Origin of the sequence: Leadbetterella sp. DM7 (assembly GCF_040829825.2) — a bacterium.
Lineage (GTDB): Bacteria > Bacteroidota > Bacteroidia > Cytophagales > Spirosomataceae > Leadbetterella.
The window spans coordinates 341,850-365,406 of record NZ_JBFOLH020000001.1; the positions used below are offsets into that span (position 1 = coordinate 341,850).

Consider the following 23,557-nt stretch of genomic DNA (forward strand, 5'->3'; position numbering starts at 1 on the left):
CCTTGTCAAAAATCACTTTCGATCATGGCACATTCTACCTCTTACTACATTGACCTGGAAGAAAAGTACGGCGCTCATAACTATCACCCGCTGCCCGTGGTGCTGGAAAAAGGGGAAGGCGTTTTCCTTTGGGATGTAGACGGTAAGCGGTATTTCGATTTTCTCTCTGCCTACTCGGCTGTGAACCAGGGGCATTGCCATCCCCGCATTATCCGCGCCCTCACCCAACAGGCGCAGAAGCTGACACTCACCTCCCGTGCGTTTCACAGTGCACCGCTGGGAGAGTTTGAGAAATACATTACTAAGCTTTTCGGCTACGATAAGGTATTGATGATGAATACCGGCGTAGAAGCGGTAGAAACGGCCCTGAAACTTTGCCGCAAATGGGGCTACGAAAAGAAAGGTATCCCGGAGGGAAAAGCCCGCGTGCTTTTTGCCCGTGAAAACTTCCACGGACGAACCACCGGCATTATTTCGGCTTCTACCGATCCGTCAAGCACCACCGGTTTCGGGCCCTTTCTGCCCGGCGTGGAAACCGTGGAGTACGACAACGTGGAGGCGCTGGAAAATGCGCTTATCTCCGACCCCTTCATAGCAGGCTTCATTGTAGAGCCGATCCAGGGAGAAGCAGGAGTAAAAGTGCCCAAAGACGGCTATCTCTCCAAAGTAGCCCGCCTGTGTAAAGCAGCGCGGGTGCTCTTTATTGCCGATGAAATACAAACGGGCATTGCCCGCACCGGTAAAATGCTGTGTGTAGATCATGAAGATCTGCGACCGGATATCCTGATCCTGGGAAAAGCGCTCTCCGGGGGAACCCTCCCGGTATCTGCCGTACTCACCGATGACGAGGTCATGCTGACCATCCGGCCGGGGGAACACGGTTCTACTTACGGGGGCAACCCCCTGGCATGCCGGGTGGCACAAGAGGCCCTGCAGGTAGTGCTGGATGAAAACCTGGCGGAACGCGCCCACGTCCTAGGTCAGTTATTCCGGGACAAGCTGAACGAATACATTGCCGGAAGCCGGATCGTAAAGCTGGTACGCGGCAAAGGCCTGCTCAACGCCGTTGAGCTCAACAGCGACGAAGAGTCGGAGCTGGGTTGGGAGATCTGCATGGCCCTGATGAAAAACGGCCTGCTGGCCAAGCCTACCCACGGCAACAAAATCCGCTTTGCGCCGCCATTAGTGATTAGCGAGGAGCAACTACTGGAATGTATGGAAATTATTATTTCTACATTAAGTGCGTTTGAGGTGAAACTTTAATTACCCCCTCTCCAAATAGTGACTTGAGTATTTCGTGCAGGTTAACCCTGGGGTCCGTTTTCTCTTCTGCCATATATTTCAGGTCATTTATGGTTATGGGATGGCTCATTAAATCCAGTATTTTACAATCTGGTTCGCTGAAAAGAAACTCCTGGAAACACGTTTTCTTTGTGTCGACAATTAAATGATACCAGTAGTTTTTGCTTTTATATTCTAAATTATTAAACCAGTTATTCCTGCTTTTGACAAGTTTAGACTCGTTTAACTCAACCGTTAAATCCCTGATTTCTTCAAAGGGTTTTGAACAGAAGCGATTGTGCGATTCAAAATGCTGAAAAACAGCATCTTCCTTCTCATCCAACAAAACTTCTAACACTTGTTTTCTTTTACTTTCAAAATCTAAACAATCCCGGTATTTCTGAAACTCAGCAGAGTCTTCATCCCCCAACTGGTTGTACAGGGCTGAAGACCTTTGGTTTAAATCGGAGAAGACTTCTTCAGGGCTATTGTATATCCATTTTGAAAAAGGCAATCTTTTTTCATTTTCCGGGTTTAAACGTAGGAAAGCCCCCCCGGTTATTTCAGCATTGAAACAGGCATCAATCTTTTGTAATTGAGCCGGCCACAACTTTTTTAACCAGAACTCCATTTTATTACAATAGTTCAGCCGGTATTTGTAAGACCCTAATAAGTGTAAAAAATCAGGCTCACCGGTGGAGGGTAAAACTTTGTTAAAGTTCAGAACTTCGCTAAAATCATTTTTGAATGCCGTTTTTTTGAGAAGTTTTATACTCGCATTGTTTTCCCTGGCCAGAACAGAAAAAAAGAATTGCTCAATAAAAATATACAAATATTTCAATGAGCCTGAGCTATGCTTTCTAAACAGCTTGAGATTTTCGTGGTAAAAATTTAAAGCCTCGTCATAAAACTTTTTAAACAATTGCACATGATGTCCTCCCAGGATACCCATATTTATGGCAAAAACAGAATTCAGGTTTATTTTATCCCAGTAAGCGGGTAAACTACCGTGATTTTCCCGGATGGTTTTCAAAACATCGTGATAAAAGGGGTCACCTATTTCCAGGCACTGAGCTACTACTTCTGAAGAAAGGAAATCTTTCGGGGGAAAATTAAACCAGAAAACATCACCGTCTACATGAACAAAAGGGGTTTCCTGTAAAGAATACACATAGATTTTAGCCATTGTCCATAAGTCACTGATTTGTTCTTCTGTTGTATCTAAACAGGTAAAAACCTTGTCATACTTCAAACCCAGCTCTTCAGAAAGAGTCAAAACTCCCGGAGTATTACCATAGAGATGGACCTGAGCGAAGTTTCTTTTTAAGAGAAAGAAGCTTAAAGACCAGCTTATATATTCAAATCGCCTGTTGATCCAACCTCCGGCGGGTACAGAATTTCCGGATATCCAATACGTTTGTATGGCATTCATAGCATAGAATAATTACATCCAAAAATATGTAAAATGGAGAAAAATAACCAAATTTACGGTGATAAAGACGGGCATCTTTGTGAAAAAGCAGCGAGGCATGCCCATTTTCCTTTAATGAATAAAACTATAAACTATTAGATGAGAGCTTTTAAATTAAATGAATCAAATATTGCTATGGAGGTATTTGATAATGAAGCTGTTTTAATAAATATTTCTTTAGGTAAATATTACAGTGTGAGGGGGAGTACCGGCGTTTTTGTGCTTGGATTATTACAAGATTCTGTTCATAAAGATTTTATAATTTCTTCGTTGCTATTGAAGTATAGTGAGCAAAAGGAAATTATAGAGCGCGAAGTGCAAATGTTTATAGATGTACTGCTTCAGGAAGAAATTATAGTAGAAACAGGCTTAGATAGTAGCACGGTAGCGACTGACGGCAAAACAGAGATGTTGCCTTATGAGCATCTTGCCATAGAGGTTTTTGATGATATGCAGGAACTGATTATGCTTGACCCCATTCATGATGTAGATTCAGGGAAAGGCTGGCCTAAACGAAAAGAAGATATCTGAGATGAAAAACGCTTCAGATTTTAAATGGCGGTTTAATCTTGGTAACTATACATTTAAAGTTTTGGGCTATGGAGACTATGACTTCAGCAGATATCTGAGAGCTTTAATGCATTTAGAAACGCCTGGCTTATTAAATGAACAAGTCACTATTCATCTTATTGATACCAGAACCACCGGTTTTTCTCCTCCGAAAGAAGGGTTAAAATGGGAAAAAGTAAACCCTTATAACGGAGAGCTTCTGAATTTTGGAGAACAGAAAGCGGTCTATAATACAGGGGAGCTTTCTTTTACGCTGGTTGACTATAAACAGAAAGAAATATACTATTGGGTAAGTGATTTCAACCGCCTCCCTCCTAATGAGACCGCAGCTCCTTTAAGGTCGCTGTTTCATCACTGGTTTGAAACCACTTCTATGTTTTTATGCCATGCCGGGGGCTTGGGATTGGCAGGTAAAGGCGTTTTACTTACGGGGAAGAGCGGCGCCGGGAAATCTACATCGACTTTAGCCTGCTTAGAGAGTAGTTTAAGCTACGGCGGAGATGATTTTATTCTGGTGGATTCAGAAAACTGCCGGGCATACAGTCTTTATGGAGTAGCCAAATTAAATACGGAACAGTTCTCCCGTTTCCCGCATTTAAAAAAGCACATTTCAAACCGGGAGCAATTACCTCATGAAAAAGGCCATGTGTATATTGATGATATTGCCAAAAATAAGATGATCAATAATTTCAGAATTGAGGCCTTACTGCTTCCAACCATAACCGGGAAAACACACACATTTATTCAGGAATGTTCAAAAGCAGATGCGGTCATGGCATTGGTCCCCTCATCGGTTTGGATATTGCGTAGTTCCGTCAGCACGGCAGAAAAAATGAAAGTGTTTATTTCAAAAGTACCTACCTACCGGTTAATGGCAGGTACGGAGCTTCGCCAGATTCCGGAAGTGCTGATTCATAAGCTAAATCATGATAATTAAAATTTCGTTATGAAAATAAGTATAATTATTACCCTATATAATTTGGAGAGCTACATAGAGGAGGCCGTTACGTCTGCCTTAAACCAAACCTACCCGAACACCGAGATCATCGTAGTAAATGACGGTTCTACCGATAATTCTTTGGATATTCTGAAAACCTTTGGGAATAAGATTAAAGTAATCACCCAGGAAAATGGAGGGTTGGGGAAGGCCATGAATACAGGAATAAAGGCAGCAAGTGGCGAAATGCTGGCATTTTTAGACGGTGACGATATTATGGCATCGGACAGGCTAAGCCTTCAGGTGTCAGAGTTTCATAAAAACCCGGAACTGGAAGTCACTTTTGGGAGGGTTAAACAGTTTCTGAGCCCTGAACTTGAACCAAAGAAAGAGCGGTTCAGATTTCAGGAAGGCAGTTTGGATTTTAAATCCAAAATCTCTATCCTGTTTAAAAAAGAGGTATTTGAAAAATACGGGCTGTTACACGAAGTCGAGATGCACGAATTTATCGACTGGTTTGAAAGAGCCAAAGTAAAAGGCCTGAATTATAATAATACCGAACACCTCGTGGCTTACCGAAGAGTTCGTGAAAATTCGCTTTCGCAGAGAGCGGATTATTATCCTACACTTTTGGCATTATTAAGAAATAAGATAAACCAGCAAAAGGAATTATGAGAGGTATTGGAGGGCATTTTCCTACAGAAATACAAACGTTACTTTTAAAATCTGCCCTTAATGAAAATAATAAGGCTCATGTTTCTTTCTCGAAATGGCTGGTCAGGAAAAACTTAGAAGCTCTTAACCCTGATTCTCCAACTTTCCTTTCCGATTTTATGGATAGCTTAGACCTGGAAAGCCAGCGGCTTTTGCCTTTGGTAATCCAGAATTTAGGAGAAAACAGTCACCCTTATTTTAAACTTTTAAGGGGGATCCGCAAAAATTTCTGGGTGAGAAATAAACAAATTGAATATCGGGCCGGTCAGATTCAAAAATCTCTTACTCTTCTAAAAATCCCCAGCATGAAAATTAAGGGGTTGGATTATGCCCAAAATTATTACGACAGCATGGCTTTAAGGCCTATGAACGACGGAGGTATTCTTATTCCTTTTAATTACCGTGAAAAGGTAGTTAAACTAATGGAACAGGGATATTTCGGAAATAAACAAAACACCTTTAGCTTAAGAATGAAAGATAATACCCATGCTGTACACCTGGAATTTGAAGCGGGCATTGACATAGGCTTACACTGGAACATCTTTGCCGAATATTCAAATAAAATCAATGTATCAGATTTTATTTGGGAGAAAGCACGGAAAGAAGAGCATAACGGGGAGGTAATGTATAAAATGCACGACACGCATGCGTTTTTTTTGAGTATCATACATGACAGAAACTTTGACTTTGTCCCCCCTTTCAGGTGGGTGGCTGATACCCATAAAATACGGCAAAAAGCAGAAATAGACTGGGAAGAAGTATATACGCTGGCCCGGAAGTTTCCGTATAAGCCGTTTTTGAAAGACTCGTTTACTTACCTGGATAATGTGTTTCATGCAGATTTTCCCCCGGGGTTTGTTTCTAAGATAAATAACTTGAAAACGACCCACTTAGAGAACGCCTATTACAGAAACACTACACGGAATATAAGGAATTTTGGTTTCATTAGCCTGGCCTGGTACGGTACTATCCGAAGATTTATACATTATTTTCTTTTTTTACGCGAATCAGACACTTCCCTTTTCAAGTATCTCACCTCGTGGTATTATAACAGGATACAAGGCGAACTCATAAAAGATTAAGCATGGCCGTTTTAATCCTTACATTCCTGATTCATTTTTTTGGTACGGCGGTACTATCTGTAAGGTTAGTAGGTGTCCGAACAGGCAAAATGGCCGCTTCTTATGCTGTATATAATATTATTTTCCTTGCTATGCGGTTCTTAACCACATTTCAGGCACCCTTACTTACCCATACTGTAGAAACATCTATTTTAAACAGAACCGGGCCTGACTATTGGTTATTCATAAACCTCTGTATAGTGTCTTTCTCCGGAAGTATCTTAGGAGGATTATTCATTCCTACTTTGCATCGGTTTATGCATGATGCCGTAGAGAAAGCATATAAAAATAATTCTTTAGTCAGGCTTTTCAAAAGTGTATTTAGTTTAAGCATATATTGTAAATTTTACCGCTCTCTTACAATTCCTAAAGCCTCCAACTTTAATCAACTGAGAGAGTTTAAAAAAATGCCCGTAAATATAATCATCATGAATGTGGTAATAGGGTCACTTACTACCATAAGTGTATTATCATGTTTATATGCCGGTTACCTGGAGCCCGACTTAAGAACCACTTCTTTATCTCTGAATGGGGTTATTATCGGTTTGTCCACTATCCTGGTGATGATTCTTGTTGAGCCCCATTTGGGTATTACTGCAGACAAGGTAGTTAACGGAGAATACTCTGAGGTTTATTTCAGAAAATACTTATTCTTTGTGGTATTGGCAAGAATTACAGGTACCGGCATGGCTATAGCTTTATTGATTCCTTTGGCTTATATAGTAGTATTTTTGGCCAGGTTACTCTGATGGTTTTTTATTGAATTTTAATGCAGAATCACAGGCCTGTTTCGTAACTTTACACAACAGAGTTATGAAAATATCAATTAGTAACAGAAGTTACCTATAAACTCCGATTTTATACGGACCTTTGAGGTGCTTTGAAAATACAAAATAAGATGAACTCTTTTCAGAAAAAGATAAACAGCGATACACTGACCCTCGTAGATTTTTTTGCTACCTGGTGTGGCCCGTGCAAAACCATGGCGCCCATGCTAAACGAGCTCAAACAGAAAGTAGGTGATGACGCCTCCATTCTGAAAGTAGATGTGGATATCAACCCCGCCATTGCCCAGCAATACAAAATACAGGGTGTACCTACCTTAATATTGTTCAAAAACGGGCAACCCCTCTGGCGTCAGTCAGGCGTAGTACCCGTTCACCAGTTAGAGCAAATTATCCATCAGTATAAATAATGAAACGAATTCTTGTCCTGGCCCTTATTGCGGGCCTAAGCTCCTGCATCAGCAAAAACGATCAAAATACCGAAGAGCAGGTAGCTCTTACCGAAGCCCCTGCAGCGCAAGCCGCTTCAGGCGTAGCCTTTACCCGCCTCGACGGACAAAACACAGACCTTGCCGACCTGTCAGGAAAAGTGGTGGTACTGAATTTCTGGGCTACCTGGTGTCCGCCCTGCATTAAGGAAATGCCTTCTTTGCAGGCTTTTTACAATGACTACGGGAAAAACCCTGACGTAGAATTCCTGGTAGTGGAAGTGGACAACAAGCCCGATCTGGCCAAAAGCTTTGTAGAAAAAAACAACTTCACCTTTCCGGTGTATAGCCCGGCCGGGATGATTCCCGAGGCCTTCCTCGGACAAGCCATTCCTACCACGGTTATCCTCAACAAAAAAGGTGAAATCAGCTACCGCCACGAAGGCATGTCAGACTTCACGGCCCAGGATTTTCGTAACCAGTTTGAAGGGATATTGAAGCAATAAACGGGCAACAAAAAACAGTCCGTTAACTAATTTCTAAAAATCCGCTGCACTCAGCAGTGCCTCCAGGGCGTCAGCATGCACTACGGTCAGGTTAGGCCTGTCAAAAATGCCGGAAGCATTATTGCCTGTACCGCCGTTATCCCAATAGAAAGGAATCAGCCCGTAACGCTTTGCCGTTTTTGTCACGTAATTCAGGTAATAGTTCCGGGCTTTTTTGTGGTCTTCCAGTACATTCGCCGGGAGTGAAGCCCGGTAGGTAGCGGCGTATTCGCCCAGGATGACGGGGATACCTTTGGAGGTAAATTTCTCTTTCATCAGGCCAAAAGCCTCATTCACCCAATCTTCCTGCCCCCAGGCAGATACCCCTGTGCTCCCTTTGAAATCTTTGCCCCAAAGGTATTTGGCCGAAGCGCCGCTTTCGAGGGTAAAATCATAGGGGTCATAGTAATGTACCTCCGCCATCATCCGGTTAACGGCCGGGTCTTTGGGCAGCACCAGCGACTCATAGGTATACTGGATATTGGTATTATAGCCCTGGGCTACCAATACCCGCCAGGCATTCCTGCCCCCTGTAGAACGTACGGCGTCTACAAAGGTCTGGTTATACGACATCTGTACCTGGAGATGCTCTGCCGTGGGCCGGTTGTAGTCGGCGTGCACTTCATTGGCGCCCGCAAAGAGCAGGTGTTCGTCATAATCCCGGAAAGCCACCGCTATCTGTTCCCAAAGCGCCTTTTGCTTTTTGTTGACCTCTGCCTGCCGGGCATAGGTGGGGTTATTTTCCAGCCAGCCGCCATCCCAGTGAATATTGATGATGGCGTACATACCGTTAGCCACGCAATAGTCCACCACCTCCCTTACGCGCATCATCCATTCATCCTTAATTTTGTATGTATTCCGGTCCTCGATATAACCGCTCCAGGCGGTGGGAATACGGACCGCATTAAAACCCGAGCGTTTCACCAGGTCTATGAGCTCTTTAGACGTCGCCGGGTTACCCCACAGGGTTTCACTTGCCGTATTTTCATCTGCACAGGCTTCCAGGCTGTTGCCCAGGTTCCAGCCGATCTTTATTTTCGCAGCCAGTTCAGCGGCATTGCTTTCCATACCCGTTTTATCGGCATCCACCATAAGTTTCTTACCTTTCTGGTGAATAGTAACTACCCGTTGGATATTTCCCGATCCCAGCGTAATCGTACCCGTTCTGGGGAAATGAGCGGGGTTTTCACCGATGGTAAAATAGTAGCTGTTTCCAGACACCGGCTTTTGCTCTATCCAGAAAAGTGTTTTACCCAATGTAATTGCAGAAGACGCCTCCGCCTCAAAAGAAATTTCACCTCCCGAAGCGGGCAGATCAAACTGGTTTTTACTGATGTTCAGCATCTCTGCCTCTTTCTGAATCACCCTTACCTGGCCGCCGGCTGTACCGGCACTGACCGTGATCACCGCTTCCCGGCTTTGTGAAGTGGTATTGGCTTGCACCGCCACTTCTATACGGGTGGTGCCTGCACTACCGCTGCGTACGCTGAGCACTGCCCAGTCAGGCGATACGCTCGCTGTCCATTCCGTATTACACTTCACATGAAAAACGTAAGTCCCGGCCTCCGCTTCTGCCGCGATTCCGGTGGTGGATAAAACTATTTCAGGAGTAACAGAAGGCGCACCTTCCTTACATGCTATGCCCAGGAGGCAGGCCAGGAAAAAAGTTATAAATCTGTTCATCTGTTGATAAAAGCTCTGAAAAGAAAAATATCGAAAATTAAAAGATACCCTTCAATAGGGCTCAGGGCGCATCAGTTTGAAAACACCTGCGATCGTTCAGGAAATATTGAGGAGCCCCAATCCCAGAGGCTCCCCAAATATGCTTAAAACCAATCAATTTTTCACAAAATGGTAAACCAGCACCTCATCTTTTGTATCCCCTCCCGCAATAGAGTTGGAAACTACACCTAACCATAACCCCTGTGTATCCACATTATTCAGGTTGGCCCCTCCGTGCGATACAAAATACCAGTCGTTCTTACTTCCTGAAACGGACTTCGTATTGGTGGTGGGTAACCATTCTGCCGCTGTACCCTTATAATCTACCAGCGGAATGCTTATCTTCAGGATGTTCTTATCCGGATCTATCGTCACTGTCCCCGTGGCTTCATAAGGCTTACCGTCCAGGGTTTGCTTCAGGTCTGCTTTAATATCGTTACCGTCCTGCCGGAAACTCAGGCTGGCGCTTTCTGCAACGGCCTTCACTTTGGCATCCCACACCCAGCCATTGGAGGTAAAATCATTTCCGAAGGTGGAAGCGCTGGTCCAGCCCCCGGCAAAGTTGGGCGGAAATTCCACCCAGTCGGCAAACCAGTTGACATCCGGCTTAAAGGTTTTCCCTACCAGCGCCGTTTTCCATGCAGCCATCGGATCAGCTGCCACCGTACCTCCCGGCACAAAATGATAAGCTGCATATTCTGCCTTCACCGGGTCTCGGGCTCCCAGCCATATGCCGGAAATCGCACCGGAGGCATCTGTTTCGGTCTTCAGCAACCTCAGGGTTTTGTCAGCCGTGGTACTGAGCGAAACCCAGTCGGCTATGACAAAGGAGATGGCCTTATCAAACTGGATATTATTCTTGTCATCAATGGTGTAGGTGCCGCTGATGGCATGGGCCGAACCGTCCGTAAACGTGTAGGTCCCCGCCCTGGCTCCGGTTTTGGCCAGGCTAAGTGAAATATTTTTAATGGTGGCCGCATTGTAGGGCGCCCATCCGCTATTGATATAATCCTGGGCACTGTTCCAGGGATTCAGCAGTCCCCCGGCCAGGTCGGTCCAGTTATAGGGCGTGGCTGCAGACATCACCCACTTCCGGGTGGTAGTAACCGAGGTGGTCAGGTCATTGTTCGCATCACCGGTGTAGGGTGGTTCGGGTTCTGCCACTTCTCCGGGGGTCCAGTTGTCTTTGTATTCCTTTGAAATATAATTATAGACCAGCAAACAGGCTCCTTCTCCTGATAAAACCGCATCTCTCAGCACCGCCAGCTGCATGTGATCTTTGGTCAGTGACAGGATACGGATATTCCCCCAGTCGATCACCACCCCGTCCCGGCCGCTGTCATGGAGGGGCGCAGCATCGGTCATCCGCATGGTCTTATTATCGGTGTCCAGCAGGTACGTTCCACTCTCCTGCCCCCTGCCCGGAATGGTCGCATGATTTACCTTCACATGGGCACCTCCTTTCAGATCAAACGTCATGCTTCCGAAGTCAGCTGCATCCATCAGCCATGAGTTTCCCTTGTAATCCGGGTTCCAGTTCCAGCAGTCGCCGCCTTCTTTGAGGCAATCTCCCAGCCACCCGTTATCTGTACCATAGAAATAAAGGGGGCCCAGGAAATTCCGGCTCACCGCCTCCGCATCGAGGTCCAGGTACCAGGTTTTTTCCTGGTCTACACCGCCGGTGAGCATCTCCCACATTTCATCTTCCACAAAGGGTGCATAAAAACTTTCCACTTTGAAAGTGGTTGCCTCACCGTATACTATACCGCCCCGGGTCTGCACGCCGAATTTCACCGTGTAGGTTCCCGGGAACGGGATACGCAATGTAACCGACTGGCTCTGGCTTCGGCCCTGGGGGTGATCCCACAACGGGGTATATTTCTTATCCATCAGGCTGGTCAGGTGAATAATATTCGGATTCTGGGCATCGGCCTCAATCTTATAGGCAATTCCCGGCACCAGGTCTCCCGGCTTCACATCCACACTCCCCAGGCCAAACTCTTCCGGCGAACAGGACATCAACGCCCAGGTTCCGGCAAAGATGGATATCATTATTTTAAATATACTTTTCATCGTACTTCATTTTTAAGGTTTTAATTCCATCCGGGATTTTGCACCAGCACTCCTTTTGATAAAGTGATCTGCGTATTGGGAATCTGCATAAAGCCCCGTGTTTTGCTGATATTTTCGGCTTTGATCACTACCTGGTCCGCCGCATTTCCGCTTAAAACATTCTGGGTCTGGGCGATGGCCGAAGCCGCCGTGCTCAGGCCCTGGCGCAGCAGGTCCCAGTACCGGATGCCCTCAAAAGCAAATTCCAGCTTCCGTTCTTCCAGGAGGTTTTCCCGGGTTACAGCCCGGGATCCTAACCCGGCCCGTGCGCGAACGGCGTCAAAATAGGCCTGCGCGTTGGCCGAGCCCAGCTCTGCCGCCATCAGGAGCACATCTGCATAACGGATCACGATAAAATCCTGGTCCTGCGAAATCTGGAAGTCGTTACTCCCTCCTGTATCTGAGGTACCGTCAGGAAGCGCCACAGGCGTATATTTTTTATTGGTGTAGCCCGTGTACTCCCGCTGGTCTTTGATATCAAAGCTGCCTGCAATCCCTTCTCTTTCCAGGTCAATCACCGAGGCTGTTCTGCGCTTGTCAGCGGCCTCAAATGAGTTCACCAGCCGCGGGTTCACCGTACAGGCACCCCAGCCCTTTCCGTATGGAGCATAGTTGGTATTCCGCATGCCCATCATCACCAGCCAGCGGTTCCCGTCCAACATACCGTCATAGTTCTGGGTATTGTTGAATTTCTGGGCAAATACCGTTTCTCTGTTACCCATGCCGGCGTACCCCGACTTGTCCAGCGTATTATCGGCAGCATTGGGCACATAGCTGGCGGCGGGCCACAGGGCTTTGTACTCTTCTACCAGCCCGTATTCCCCGCTGCTGATCACGTCTTCCAGCCCCTGGAGCACTTCTGCTTTACTTACACCCAGGTCATCTTTGGCATAATAGCCGGTATAGAACAAGTATACCCGGGCCAGCAGAGCTTTTGCAGCAAACGGTGTTACGCGGCCGTCATTGGTAGCCGCATCGGCTTTGGGGTATGCCGTGGCTGCAATATTCGCTGCGGCAAATTTCAGATCTCCGGCTATCTGCTTATACACCTGCAGAGGGTCAGCCTGAGGTACATTATCGGTAGTAGGTTCCGTGAGCAAAGGAATTTTCTCAAAGAGCCTCACCAGGTCAAAATACATCAGGGCTCTCAGAAAGCGGGCTTCCCCTTCGATCCGGTTCCGCGTAGCTGCACCGCTTCCGAAATCAATGCCGTCCAGCTTATTGATGAGGGTATTGCAGCGGAAGATCCCCGCATAGTAGTCCGCCCAGGTGCCGTTGAATATATTATTATCCGAAGGGCTCTGTGCTATATCAAAGCGGTCCAGCGCCTGGTAGGCCCGGCCGTCTGTATTGCCCGTGGCGCCGAAGGTATTGTCAGACAATACTTCGGAAGTAACGTAAAACGACATGTTTCCGTTAGAGGAGGTGCGTTGAAAGCCGTCATAACAGCCAATCAGCGCCATCTCGGCATCGGCCACTGTTTTGTAAAAATTATTGTCGAGCACACTGGTCATGGGGTTCACGTCCAGGAAGCTTTCTGAACAGCCCGCCAGCCCGGTGAGCACTCCGAGGGTGAGGAGGTAGGTTTTTATCTTCTTCATCTTCATTAGAATTTAACATTGAGTCCTACAAGATAGATTTTAGGGCGCGGGTAATACCCCAGGTCTATTCCGGATACCCATCCGCTGGTACCGTACCCGATCTCCGGATCCATGCCGTCATAGCGGGTAAAGGTGAACACATTCTGGGCCTGAACGTACAGCCGTAACTGGCTGAGGTATTCCCATTTGATCAGCTTAGACAGGTCATAGCCCAGGGTCACGTTGCTGATTCTCAGGAAATCTCCTTTTTGCAGGTACAGGTCTGAAAACTGCCAGTTCACATTGGTTTCAGTAACCCGCGGAATACGGTCAGATGTGCCTTCGCCTGTCCACCGCTGCAGGATAGCCGTAGTATAATTGGCCTGCTTGTTAGCGTGGTTCCGGTACGACTGCACAATCTTGTTCCCGGCCACTCCGTTAGCCACTACCGAGAAATCAAAATTCTTATAGTCCAGGCCCATATTAAAGCCGAAAACAAATTTCGGCATGCCTACCCCCAGGTTAACCTTGTCGGAAGCATCGATCTTTCCGTCGCCGTTGACATCTGCATAGCGTACATCACCGGGTTTTACTTCGGGCTGAAGAATTCCCTTGCCGGCGCTTTTCCAGGCTTCTATCTCTGCCGTATTCTGGAAAATCCCGTCTGTTTTATAGCCCCAGAAGTAGCCTATAGGCAGGCCGTTCTGCGCGCGGTAGAACTCGTCAGAGTTATCAAACAGCTGACCGGTAGGTCCGTGAATAATCCCGTCTTCGGTAGGAATATTCCCTACCTCATTCTTATTATAGGCACCGTTAGCGCCTACCCGGTAGCCCAGATCGCCTGATTTGTCTTTCCAGAGAAGGGAAAGCTCCAGTCCGGTGTTCTTCACATCGCCGCCGTTAATATACGGTGCCCCTGCTCCGGCCGTGGCCAGTATCGGTGCCTGCACCAGCCAGTCTTTGGTGGTTTTCACATAATAGTCAGCGTATACTTCCAGGCGGCTGTTCAGGAAGTGGGCATCCACACCCAGGTTGGTTTGCTCGGAAGTTTCCCAACGTACATCCGGGTTGGAAAGCCGGCTGGGGTAAGCTCCGGGCACATTGGTTTTCGAAGTTCCGAAAACATAGAAGGCGGCCGGATCACTGCTGCTGAAGCCGGTAGAGGTATTGATGGGTGAAGCAAACTGGAAATCATCAATGCTCTGGTTACCCACCTGCCCCCAGCTGAGTCTCAGCTTCAGGAAATCAAGGCCGCTGATGCCGTTACCGGCCAGGAAATCTTCATTGGTCAGCACCCATCCGGCCGAAAATGAGGGAAAATAGCCCCAGCGGTTGCCCCGGGCAAATTTCGACGACCCGTCGGCCCGCAGCGTGGCATTGAACATGTATTTTTCCTGGTAATTGTATCCTACCCTGCCGAAATAAGACGCCCGCCGGTAAAGATTTTCAGGACCACCGCCTATACCCCGGGTTTCCACCACGTTGCCGTCGGCATCCAGGTGGGCCTTGCCCGTGGTATTGTCGAGATAAGCATATGCAAAATCATCAAACTGCGATAGCAGGTTCCAGTTGGAAGCCGAAAGGTAGGTTCCCTGGTACCGCTGCGACTCCATCCCCAGCAGGACATCAAAATGATGATGAGTGCCTACACTGAAGTCATAGGAGGCCGTATTGGTCCAGGTAAGGGTATGGCCCTTGCTCATGCTCTGACCGGTGGTAGTATGGTTCTCATTAAAGCTGTAAACCGAAAACCGGTACAGCGGCTGGAAGCTCCGGTATTCACCGGCATAATAATTGATCCCGAAAACCGACTTAATCCGTAAGTTCCTGATGGGTTGCAACTCCCCGTACAGGTCGGCCATGAGCCGCTGGCTGTCGTTCCGGTTATTGGAGTTGGTCATCATCTGGCCGTACGGGTTGCCGTCACCGTTGTACCAGGGCGAGTCGCTGGTATCGTTATACGGGCTGTTGTATTTATTGTTGTCACTGAATACCGGTGAAAGCGGTGAGGTAATGAAGGCGCCTCTCAGGGTATTGTTATACTGGTTGCCCACGCTGATCCCGTTATTCCGGATATAATTGAAATTGAGATGCTCGCCTACTTTCAATACTTCTTTATAGAGCTTATGCTCGGTATTGACCCGGAAACCGTAGCGCTGGTAATTGGAAATAGCTTTCCCGCCAACCACCCCTTCCTGGTCGATCCGGTTAAAGGAGATCGCATAAGACGATACATCACTTCCTCCTGAAATATTCAGGGAATGATTTTGGGTAGCTGCATTTTTCACAAACATCTGTGCCAGCCAGTCGGTATCGGCCAGTCCGCTCATTCCGTCAAAATCAATCAGTGCCGCCCCGGAGTTAAGCGCCTGCTCATTCATGATCGTCCTGTACTCCTGTGCGTTCAGCATGGGCGCCAGGCGGATGGGGTTCTGCACCCCTACATACGAATCAAAAGATACCTGGCCCCGGCCTTTACCGCCTGAGCGGGTGGTCACCAGTACCACGCCGTTAGCCGCCTGCGCCCCGTAAATGGCCGCGGAGGCCGCATCTTTCAATACATCAATCGACTGGATATCGGCCGGGTTCAGCACGCTGATATCTCCACCGGGTATCCCGTCAATCACATACAGCGGATCAGAATTACCAATGGTTCCCAGCCCCCGGATATTCACTTTCATGCCTGCTCCCGGCTGTCCGGAAGTAGAGAGAATAGTTACCCCTGCAGCCTGCCCCTGCAAAGCCTGTAAGGGGTTCACCTGGTTCTGTTTCTGTACCAGGTCACCCGATACATTCAGGTTGGCGCCGGTCACCAGCTTCTTTTTCTGCACACCATAGCCTACTACCACTACCTCATCCAGCACCGACTGCTCTGAAAGCATCCGGATCACAATGCCCGTAGTAGCATTCACCGTATGCTCAGCGGTTTTCAGGCCTACAAAGGTCACTTCCAGCACATCACCGGTTACGGCTTTGATATCAAATTTCCCGGCGGCATCGGTCAGGGCCGCCACCCCGCTTGCCCTGACCCTGACGGTAGCACCGGGCACGGGCTCACCGTCATCGTCAAACACTACCGTACCCGATACCGACTGGGCGTAGGCCACCTGGGCCGCTATTGTCAGTAAGAGAATACAGCAAAACTTTTTTAAAGGTTGAGTTATACGCATTTTACATAAAAATTAAAGGTTAAATAACAGACCCTCTTTCAGGTTTTATTTCAGTTTTATCTTCATTTCATTGCCTTTGTAAGTGATGGTTTTAAACCGGGTTTTCTGAGAATCAAACCCCACCGTATTTTCAGGAGAAACCCGCACTACCCTGAAGACCCGTTCTTTCAGCATGCCGTCAAAGCTGCCCTGCTGTTTTCCCAGCGTCAGCTCACCGGTTTGGTCGTTATAGGTGATATCGAGGGTAGTGTATTGCCCCTTTTCGTAATTATTATTGGTTCCTTCATCTTCATACAGCCGGAAGGCGCCGTCTGCCCCGGCATATACCCACAGCCAGATTTCGGCAGGCTTCTTTTCAGCAGTGTACTGCAGCTCCGGTCCCAGCGGAACAATGCTTCCGGCCCGCACATACAGCGGGATACGCTCATAAGGGGCATCGGCCTCTATCTCGCGGCCACCGGCCTCCCGCCGGCCTGAATAGAAATCATACCAGGCGGTTCCAGCCGGAAGGTACATCTTGCGGCTCAGCGCGCCCTTTTCCGTCACCGGGTTCACCAGGAGCGAATGCCCCAGGAGAAACTGGTCATTCAGAGGGAATACGTTTTTATCCTGCGGAAAATCCATGGCCAGCCCGCGGATCATCGAACCGTCTTCGAGGTGCACTTTTCCTGCCAGCGAGTAGATATAAGGCAGCAGCCGGTACCTCAGGCGGATGTAATAGGTCATGCTGCTATAGGCCGGATGCCCTTCTGCCGCTATATTAAACGGCTCACGGAACGGGAACTGCCCGTGTGCCCTGAAGAGGGGCAAAAAGGCCCCGTACTGGTACCAGCGGGTATTCATTTCCCGCCACTCTTCAAGGTGGGCGGAGTCGGGCCGGTGAAAACGCTTCTCTACCAGGAAGCCGCCGGCATCCATGGTCCAGTAAGGCGTACCTGACATGGAAAAATTCACCCCCGCCGATATCTGGTCTTTCATATCGTGCCAGCGGCTGGAAATGTCGCCGCTCCAGGCTACGGCAGCATAGCGCTGCTGGCCGGCAAAAAACGAACGTGTCAGGATAAACACCCGGTTATCCGGGTCGGTGGCCCGCTGGCCTTCGTAAATACCGCGGGCATTTTCCAGCGGAAAGGCATTGTAATACCGTACCGATGAGCCTATGGCAGGCTGCATCACGGCCTTCCGCTCTTCCAGGTTGGTATTCGAGTGGATATCCGGCTCACTGGCGTCCATCCACCAGGCATCTATGCCCAGCTTATACAGCTTTTTATCCATCAGCTCCCAGAAGCCCTTGCGGGCATCCGCGTTAAAGGGATCATAAAAAGTAGAAGTGTAACCTTTGCCTATCCAGTCTTTCCGGGCATCATAAATGTTACGCATATACAGCCAGCCCTTTTCTTTAAACCGGCGATACACCGAAGACTCCTCGTTTATCTTGGGCCATACCGAGATCATCAGGCGAAAATTATCCTGATGAAGCCGTTTCACCATGCCCTCCGGGTCTGGGAAACGGGTTTTGTCAAAATCATGGCTGCCCCAGTCGTGCTCGGGCCAGTACGACCAGTCCTGCACCATGTTGTCAATGGGTATCCTGCGTTTTCTGAATTCCTTTGCCACATCTTCCAGCTCCTGCTGGGTTTTGTATCTCTCGCGGCTTTGCCAGTAACCGAAAGACCACCGCGGCAGCACCTGGGCCTTGCCAGTGAGCTCCCGGTATCCTCTGATCACCTCATCGCCGTCAGCTCCGGCTATGAAATAGTAATCTACCCCGTCACCGGCTTCCGAATCAAAAGAGAAGGTATTTTTCAGGTCCTCCGGTATAGGGCTCTGCCATTTCAGGCCCAGGTAAGCCTGCCCGCCATCGGGCATCCATTCCATTTTCAGATCGTACTTCTGCCCTTTTTTCATCTCCAGGTCTGTCTCGAAAGAGCCGGCATTCCACGATTCCCGCCAGCGGTCTTCTCTCAGCACACCGTCTACCCATACCTTCAGGTAACCGGAGTAATTAAAGTGAAGGCGGTGCAGGCCTTCATAGGGCGACTCGATCTTTCCCTCGTATACGGCCACACTTGCCGCCAGGTTTACCTCTTTGGGCAAGCGGTCCTGGTCATTCAGGTAGAGGTAGGAGATCTCTGATTCCGGCCGGCTGAAAATGACTTTTCCGGGAGCCGCCTTATCATAATATTTCACAGTCAGCCAGCCTTCGTAACCCTCCGGAGAATGAAGCCGGAACGCCGACAACGGCAGCAGCGGGCGCGTATCACCGGCCTGGGTAATCGAATAGTTATGCCAGAGTAAGCCGTAATTCCGGGTGGAATACAGGAATGGAATACCGATCATGGTATTATACTGCAGCAGGGTCACCTGCCGGCCCGTATTGTAGTTCATTACCCCGCTCTGGTGCTGCCCCAGGCCATAAAGGCCCTCATCTGCACTGACATTAAAGGTTTGACGAACCCGGTAAAAGCTGTCACCGCCATAGGCATCAGGCGTAAACGTAATGTTGCTGCGCGAACGCTCCGAAAGCAATGTAGTACCGGCGGCATCCTCAAAATGCACGGTTCCGTTCAGCCGGGAGATCCGGGCTGTGGCCCTCGCTGTGCCGACCAGGAGCTCCGTTCCGGCTTCCGTTACTTTCCAGGAACCTGAAAAGCGCTCTTCCGGCACCACCAGGTTATGTGTTTTATTCACCGCAGTACCGGCCGGCTGCGCGGTCACGTGAAAAATATTATCCTGAATCACCTCTACCTGCAGGTCTGTAGCCGGCCGGTTGTCTGCCGGAGGAACGGCAAGGCGTATTCCCCGCTCCGTTTTGGTATAGGAACCGGGGCTCTGACTATAGGCTGGCTGCAACCCGTAAAGCAAAATAAAAATCAGGCTATATTTTCTCATTACTTCTTAACGGGCGCCTCCGGCCCCTTCTGAATTAGGATTAAACAAAGAAATTGTTAGACAAAAGTACAGAGTCTCACCAAGACCGAAGGGACGGAAATGTTAATAAATAGGGGTGATTTTGTAAACAAAAAGGGCCTTTCGGGCCCTTTTATACAGGAAATTCATGTAAACCGGCTCAGTTTCCTTTCCGGTAATCCGAAGGAAGCTTACCGAAAATATCCCGGAAGTATTTCGAAAACGTTTTGGGATTATTAAAGCCTGCTTCATAGGCCACTTCAGCCACGGTCATTCCCGTTTCTTCGAGGAGCCGGGCCGCCCGCTTCAGGCGGATGTTCCGGATAAATTCAGAGGGAGAATAACCGGTTAAGCTGAATACTTTTTTGTAAAGTCCCACCCGGCTGACATTCATTTCATCGGCCAGCATCTCTACAGAGAACAGTGTGTTGGAAATATTTTTTTCGACCACTTCCAGGGTTTTCCGCATAAATTTTTCGTCAAGTGACTCCAGCTCTGTCTCTGCCGGTTCCACCACAAGCTGCTTTTTATAGGTTTTTTCAAAGGAAGTTTTCTGCCGGATATGGCTTTTGATCTTGGAAAGCAGCAGCTCCACATTAAACGGCTTCACAATATAATCGGCCGCCCCGGCCTCGGTTCCCTCCAGCTGGTAATTGTCGGCTGTCAGCGCCGTCAGCAGGATCACCGGAATATGCATGGTGCGCGCATCAGATTTCAGCTTCCGGCAAAGCTCAATGCCCGTATTCCCGGGCATATTCACATCCGAAACAACGATATCCGGGTGAAAAGCCAGGGTCTTTTCCCAGCCTTCGGTGAAATTCCGGGCCTCTTCCACCTGGTAGTGCTCACGGAGGTTATCCAGGATGTAGAACCGGAAATCCTCGTTATCTTCCACCACCAGCACCCGTTTCCCGGTTATCCCGCTTTTAACCTCGGGTTTTACCGGGAACACCGGAGAATTGCCGGCCGTGGCGGGTCCGTTTCCATGCACAGGAAGCGATACCGCAAACCGGCTGCCGGCATCTACTTCACTGTTTACCTCTATGGTTCCGCCCATCAGGTGAATATATTCCCGGGTAATTGACAGCCCTATCCCGCTTCCCTGGTTCAGCAGCGACTGCAGGATGTCATCCTGGTAATACCGCTCAAATATCCTGGAGCGCGACTCTTCCGTAATGCCTATGCCGGTATCCTCCACTTCCAGTTTCAGGCGGTAAGCATCCGTTCCATCTTTTTCCAGTGCTGCGGTAAGGCTTACTTTTCCTCCCACAGGAGTGAACTTAAAGGCATTGGAGAGGAGATTGAACACAATGCGCTCCAGCTTATCCTGGTCAAAGTAACACCTCACGCCTTTGGCAGAGATATCAATAAAGTACTCAATTTCCTTACTTTCTGCCATATCCCGGAAAGAACGGGCATGATCATCTATCTGCGCCATGATATCTCCTTCCGTATTCTGAAGCTGCAATGAGCGCGTATCGATCTTCCTGAAATCCAGCAGCTGGTTTACCAGGTTCAGCAGGCGGCGGGCATTGCGGTGCACCAGGTCAAGGTGCATTTTCCGGGCAGCGTCTTTTTCTTCCCGCGCCAGCTTCTCTATAGGCGAGATAATCAGGCTGACAGGTGTTCTGAATTCGTGACTTACATTGGTGAAAAACCGGGTCTTCAGCTGGTCCAGCTCCTTCAGCCTCCGGGCTTCTTCGCGCTCCTGCTGCAGCACAAAACGGGTGTACTGTCTTCTTCTTTCCATAAGGCGCACGGCAAGCAATACTCCGCCGATGCACAGCAGGTAAAACGCGTAAGCCCAGCCTGTCAGCCAGAAAGGTGGCCGGATAACAATTTTAAGCAGGGTCACCGGCTCGCTCCATTGTTCCCCGTCGGTAGAAGTAATTACTTTAAAGATATATTCCCCGGCATTGAGGTTGGTAAACGTAGCTACCCTTGAACTGGGGTCCAGCTCCAGCCACTCCCGGTTAAAGCCGTCCAGGGTGTACCTGATCCTGACCCGTTCAGGATGCAGGAAATACAGGGGAGAAATACGTAGGCTGAAAACATTCTGATCGTACTTCAGCACAATCTCATCCGTATACTCCATGGCCTGTTTCAGCAGTACCCGGCCCTCCACCACCTCGCCCACACCTACACTCCTGTTAAAAAGAAGCAGATCAGAAATAACGGGACGCGGGAACACCTCTTCATGTGAAATATCTTCCGGACGAATCCGGTTATAGCCTGCAGGCCCGCCGAAAATCAGCTCACCCGACCGCAGCTTCACCGCTGCATTTTCATTAAAGGCTACTGACTGCAGACCGTCATGCTGGTCAAAATTGCGGATCACCCACCCTCCTTCACGGCTGTCTGACAGCACGGAAAGGCCTTTCGAAGTGCTCATCCAGATTTTACCGGCATTATCTTCCAGGAGGGTGTGAATGGTATTGTCACGGAGACCGTCTGTATCTTTAAAAACACGGAATGTTCCGCGCTCAAACAAATTCAGCCCGTCGCGGGTGGCTACCCAGATCCTGCCTTTCGAATCCTGGAGCAGATCGGAAATATAATCATTGCTCAGCCCCCCTTTTTTAGCAGGCTCATACGCGTAACGGGTGATCTTTTGTCCTGATTTATCGCGCACTTCAATGCCGGTAGCCGAGCCAAACCAGAGGTTTCCCTCCCGGTCTTCCATCATGGCGCAGATATAGGTGGCAGAAGGACCGGTAAAATCACCCGGCGGTTTCAGGAAAGTACCTTTACGCCGGTCCATGAGATTGACCCCTCCGAAGAGCGTGCCTACCCAGAAACGCCCCTCTGAATCTTCAAATAGCTCCCATACACTGTTATTACTGATACTTTCCGGGGTCGCAGGGTCATGGACGTAACGTTTAAACCGGCCGTTTCTGAACAGGTTCAGCCCGCCATGGTAGGTACCCACCCAGAGATTATCTTCCCGGTCAAGAAGAAGGCTCACAATCACGTTACTGCCCAGGCTGGAAGGATCATCAGGTGAATGAAGATATTGCCTGTAGGTATTTTTCTGCTTGTCATAAAAGATCAGTCCTCCTCCGTTGGTGCCTATCCACAGGTTTCCGTTCCGGTCTTCGATCACACGGTTCACATCATCATAAGGCAGACTGGCAGGGGCGGTGCTGTGGTGCCGGTACACCGGAAACTGGATCAGGTTATCGTGATAGTAATTCACACCGCCCTTATAGGTTCCTATCCAGATCATGCCGTCAGAGTCGCAGATAACGGTAGACGTGCCGTTGTGGCTCAGGCTCCGGTCATTAAACTCCTCATACATGAGGTAGCTCATTTTCCGGTTTTTAGGATCAAAAAGATTTACCCCGCCATGATCCGTGGCAATCCATACCCGGCCTTCCTGATCCTGGGCCAGGCCCATTACCGTATTATTATTCAGGCGGGCACCGGGCGTGTTAACGGAAAAATGTATGGGAGGCTGGGAAAAATCAGGCCACCAGTACACCCCTGAGGGTGTATTGGCCGTATAAATCCAGGGGTCCTCATTCCGGTCAACCAGGATGCGGAATTCCGAATTCTCCGGGTTGCCGGGTCTCCTGACTGACATGGTCTCCAGCGTAAGCGCATTGACCGTTTCAAACGTGCCATCAGCAAAAATAACCCACACGGTATTTTTCCCTCCGAGTGCCATACCGGTAGGCCGTGAATCCCTCCGGCCGCGGTACGGTATGCTGCGGTTTTGTTTTTCATCATAACGGAAAAGCCCTTCCTCTGCATGCAGAAACCAGAAATAACCGTTTTTATCCCTGCAGATATCCAGGATATTCCCTTCCCTGATCCCCATAGTGCGCAGCAGGCTGTCTGTATTTCCTGAAAAGGCATCCCTGCGGATATCCAGCACATTCAGCCCCAGGCCTGTACGTACCCAGAGGTTCCCTCCGGGCCCTTCAAAAATCTGGGAAACGGAATTGTCTTTCAGAGTGGCCGGACTGCCTGAGCGGTTTTTATACATCCGCACACTGTGGCCGTCAAAGCGGTTCAGCCCGGCCGGGGTACCTATCCAGAGAAAGCCGTCAGACGCCCTGTAGAGGCTGGTGACGTGATTATGGGTCAGCCCTTCGTTAACGGTGATATGCTTGAATTGAACCGACTGCCCGTAACCGGCATAAAGGCCGGATACCAGTAAAAAGAATACGGTATATTTTGCACAAAGGGATGACATGAATTGAATTAGA

The 23,557-nt window shown here is 48.8% G+C and carries 15 protein-coding genes; 8 read left to right on the plus strand and 7 right to left on the minus strand.

The annotated features are described in order from the left end of the window. Nucleotides 1-24: 24 nt before the first annotated feature. Nucleotides 25-1,263: an ornithine--oxo-acid transaminase gene (gene rocD / locus AB2U10_RS01445; RefSeq protein ID WP_367914496.1), complete on the plus strand. Its 1,239-nt coding sequence runs from the start codon at nt 25-27 to the stop codon at nt 1,261-1,263. Here the strand turns inward: rocD and AB2U10_RS01450 are convergent. Continuing rightward, the gene (locus tag AB2U10_RS01450; RefSeq protein WP_367914495.1) at nt 1,232-2,713 is read right to left on the minus strand and encodes a DUF6734 family protein; all 1,482 of its coding nucleotides are present in this window, start codon (nt 2,711-2,713) and stop codon (nt 1,232-1,234) included. The two genes, rocD and AB2U10_RS01450, sit on opposite strands and share 32 nt — an antisense overlap. A 138-nt stretch (nt 2,714-2,851) precedes the next feature. Here AB2U10_RS01450 and AB2U10_RS01455 point away from each other — a divergent pair, with 138 nt between their 5' ends. The 7 genes from AB2U10_RS01455 to AB2U10_RS01485 all read left to right on the plus strand — a co-directional run bounded on the left by AB2U10_RS01455 (nt 2,852) and on the right by AB2U10_RS01485 (nt 7,813). After that, nucleotides 2,852-3,283: a PqqD family protein gene (locus AB2U10_RS01455; protein ID WP_367914494.1), complete on the plus strand. Its 432-nt coding sequence runs from the start codon at nt 2,852-2,854 to the stop codon at nt 3,281-3,283. 1 nt (nt 3,284) lies between these two features. Further along, nucleotides 3,285-4,259 (plus strand): hypothetical protein, encoded by a 975-nt coding sequence (locus AB2U10_RS01460; RefSeq protein WP_367914493.1) that lies wholly within the window; start codon nt 3,285-3,287, stop codon nt 4,257-4,259. 9 nt (nt 4,260-4,268) lie between these two features. Beyond that, complete coding sequence (locus AB2U10_RS01465) at nt 4,269-4,934, plus strand: glycosyltransferase family 2 protein (protein WP_367914492.1); 666 nt, start codon at nt 4,269-4,271, stop codon at nt 4,932-4,934. Next, the gene (locus tag AB2U10_RS01470; RefSeq protein ID WP_367914491.1) at nt 4,931-6,055 is read left to right on the plus strand and encodes a nucleotidyltransferase family protein; all 1,125 of its coding nucleotides are present in this window, start codon (nt 4,931-4,933) and stop codon (nt 6,053-6,055) included. The genes AB2U10_RS01465 and AB2U10_RS01470 overlap by 4 nt, the downstream gene beginning before the upstream one ends. 2 nt (nt 6,056-6,057) lie before the next feature. Further along, nucleotides 6,058-6,843 (plus strand): lipid II flippase family protein, encoded by a 786-nt coding sequence (locus AB2U10_RS01475; RefSeq protein ID WP_367914490.1) that lies wholly within the window; start codon nt 6,058-6,060, stop codon nt 6,841-6,843. 149 nt (nt 6,844-6,992) lie between these two features. Beyond that, nucleotides 6,993-7,289 carry a thioredoxin gene (gene trxA, locus AB2U10_RS01480; protein ID WP_367914489.1) on the plus strand — a complete coding sequence of 99 codons (297 nt, stop codon included), beginning with the start codon at nt 6,993-6,995 and terminating at the stop codon, nt 7,287-7,289. Then, nucleotides 7,289-7,813: a TlpA family protein disulfide reductase gene (locus AB2U10_RS01485; protein ID WP_367914488.1), complete on the plus strand. Its 525-nt coding sequence runs from the start codon at nt 7,289-7,291 to the stop codon at nt 7,811-7,813. Before trxA ends, AB2U10_RS01485 begins: the two co-directional genes overlap by 1 nt. A 33-nt stretch (nt 7,814-7,846) precedes the next feature. On the opposite strand, the gene AB2U10_RS01490 is transcribed toward AB2U10_RS01485, so the two are convergent. From AB2U10_RS01490 to AB2U10_RS01515, 6 genes are all read right to left on the minus strand, one after another. Then, nucleotides 7,847-9,535 (minus strand): cellulase family glycosylhydrolase, encoded by a 1,689-nt coding sequence (locus AB2U10_RS01490; RefSeq protein WP_367914487.1) that lies wholly within the window; start codon nt 9,533-9,535, stop codon nt 7,847-7,849. Nucleotides 9,536-9,688: 153 nt separating this feature from the next. Then, nucleotides 9,689-11,647 carry a hypothetical protein gene (locus AB2U10_RS01495; RefSeq protein ID WP_367914486.1) on the minus strand — a complete coding sequence of 653 codons (1,959 nt, stop codon included), beginning with the start codon at nt 11,645-11,647 and terminating at the stop codon, nt 9,689-9,691. Between the two features lie 20 nt (nt 11,648-11,667). Then, nucleotides 11,668-13,287, minus strand: a complete 1,620-nt coding sequence (locus tag AB2U10_RS01500; protein ID WP_367914485.1) for a RagB/SusD family nutrient uptake outer membrane protein — start codon at nt 13,285-13,287, stop codon at nt 11,668-11,670. Nucleotides 13,288-13,292: 5 nt separating this feature from the next. After that, on the minus strand, nt 13,293-16,436 hold the full coding sequence (locus AB2U10_RS01505) for a SusC/RagA family TonB-linked outer membrane protein (protein ID WP_367914484.1): 3,144 nt from the start codon (nt 16,434-16,436) through the stop codon (nt 13,293-13,295). Between the two features lie 45 nt (nt 16,437-16,481). Further along, nucleotides 16,482-19,328: a glycoside hydrolase family 31 protein gene (locus AB2U10_RS01510; protein ID WP_367914483.1), complete on the minus strand. Its 2,847-nt coding sequence runs from the start codon at nt 19,326-19,328 to the stop codon at nt 16,482-16,484. Between the two features lie 178 nt (nt 19,329-19,506). Next, a complete protein-coding gene (locus AB2U10_RS01515) occupies nt 19,507-23,544 on the minus strand; it encodes a two-component regulator propeller domain-containing protein (protein ID WP_367914482.1) in 4,038 nt (1,345 codons plus the stop codon). Between the last annotated feature and the right edge of the window lie 13 nt (nt 23,545-23,557).